This window comes from Streptomyces sp. SID14436, assembly GCF_010548465.1.
In the GTDB taxonomy this organism is placed as follows: domain Bacteria; phylum Actinomycetota; class Actinomycetes; order Streptomycetales; family Streptomycetaceae; genus Streptomyces.
Genome location: NZ_JAAGMD010000149.1, coordinates 1 through 1,897 on the forward strand (window position 1 = coordinate 1; position 1,897 = coordinate 1,897).

A 1,897-nucleotide genomic window follows, 5' to 3' on the forward strand; every position below is an offset into this window, starting at 1 on the left:
GGTGGGCGGCGGCCAGCACCGCGTACGGGCCGGCCGCGGCCAGCGTCCGGCCGTCCACCAGGACCGCGCCGTCCGGCACGGCGGGCCGGCCGCCGCCGAGCACGACGAGGTCCGCCGTGTGGAGCGTCAGCACGGCCCGGTCAGCTCGAGGTGAGGAGCTTCAGCTCCGGGTGCGCCGTGCCGCCCTCGATGGCGGTGGAGGAGATGTGCGACGCCACCCGGTCGTCGGCCGGGTCGTTCGCCGGGTCGTCGTGCACGACGAGGTGCTCGTACGTCGTCGACCGCTGCGCCGGGACGCGCCCCGCCCGGCGGATCAGGTCGATGATCTCCAGCCGGTTGGAGCGGTGCTTCGCGCCGGCGGAGGAGACGACGTTCTCCTCCAGCATGATCGAGCCGAGGTCGTCCGCGCCGTAGTGCAGGGACAGCTGGCCGACCTCCTTGCCGGTGGTCAGCCACGAGCCCTGGATGTGCGCGACGTTGTCGAGGAACAGGCGGGCGACGGCGATCATCCGCAGGTACTCGAACAGCGTGGCCTGGGTGCGGCCCTTCAGGTGGTTGTTCTCCGGCTGGTAGGTGTACGGGATGAAGGCGCGGAAGCCGCCGGTGCGGTCCTGCACGTCCCGGATCATGCGCAGGTGCTCGATGCGTTCGGCGTTGGTCTCGCCGGTGCCCATCAGCATCGTGGAGGTGGACTCCACGCCCAGGTTGTGGGCGATCTCCATGATCTCCAGCCAGCGTTCGCCGGACTCCTTCAGCGGGGCGATGGCCTTGCGGGGCCGCTCCGGGAGCAGTTCGGCGCCGGCTCCGGCGAAGGAGTCCAGTCCGGCGGCGTGGATGCGGCTGATGGCCTCCTCGACGCTCACCCCGGAGATCCGGGCCATGTGCTCGACCTCGCTGGCGCCCAGCGAGTGGATGACGAGCTGGGGGAACTCCTTCTTGATGGCGGCGAAGTGCTTCTCGTAGTACTCCACGCCGTAGTCCGGGTGGTGTCCGCCCTGGAACATGATCTGGGTGCCGCCGAGTTCGACGGTCTCCGCGCAGCGGCGCAGGATGTCGTCGAGGTCGCGGGTCCAGCCCTTGCCGGTGTCCTTGGGTGCGGCGTAGAAGGCGCAGAACCGGCAGGCCGTGACGCAGACGTTGGTGTAGTTGATGTTCCGCTCGATGATGTACGTCGCGATGTGCTCGGTCCCGGCGTAGCGGCGGCGGCGCACCGCGTCGGCGGCGGAGCCCAGCGCGTGCAGCGGAGCGTCGCGGTAGAGCGCGACGGCCTCCTCCGGAGTGATCCGCCCACCGGCGGCAGCACGGTCGAGGACGGGCTGAAGGTCGGCCTTCTCGGTCACCGGCGTCCCTTTCGGAAGGGTTGTGGACGGACCGATCCAGCGTACGTCAGCAGTGGTTCCGGCCCGTCGTCAGGCCGTGTACGCGCCGATGAGCAGCCCGGTGAGGGCGCCCGTGATGAGGAAGGGGCCGAACGGGATGGCCGTCCCGCGGCCCGCTCGCCGGGCGAGGACCAGGGCGCCGCCGTACAGCGCCCCGAAGAGGAATCCGGCGAGGGTGCCGAGCAGCAGGGTGGGCCAGCCGTACCAGCCGAGGACGGCGCCCGCACCGAGGGCGAGTTTGACGTCGCCGAATCCCATCCCGCCGGGGTTGATGAGGAACAGCAGGAGGTAGCCGGCGCCGAGGGCGAGCGAGCCCAGCACGGCGGTGGTCCAGCGGCCCGCGTGCTCCGGCAGCAGGGCGGCCGCGCCGAGCAGGGCGAGCGCGGCACCGGCGAACGGCAGGGTGAGCGGGTCGGGCAGCCGCTGCACCCGGAAGTCCACCACCCCGAGCAGCACGGCCACCGGCGCGAGCAGCAGCCAGACGGCCAGCTCGGGCCGGGTGCCGGTGGCGGCGGCCA

General features: G+C 72.0%; 2 protein-coding genes. Both read right to left on the reverse strand.

The genetic code is table 11. The features are described 5' to 3' along the window. Positions 1 to 140 precede the first annotated feature (140 nt). Positions 141 to 1,340 (reverse strand): cyclic dehypoxanthinyl futalosine synthase, encoded by a 1,200-nt coding sequence (gene mqnC / locus G3I53_RS05685; protein ID WP_164339314.1) that lies wholly within the window; start codon positions 1,338 to 1,340, stop codon positions 141 to 143. A gap of 69 nt (positions 1,341 to 1,409) precedes the next feature. Beyond that, the coding region (locus G3I53_RS05690; protein ID WP_164438080.1) for an A24 family peptidase at positions 1,410 to 1,897 on the reverse strand (488 nt) is incomplete at its 5' end.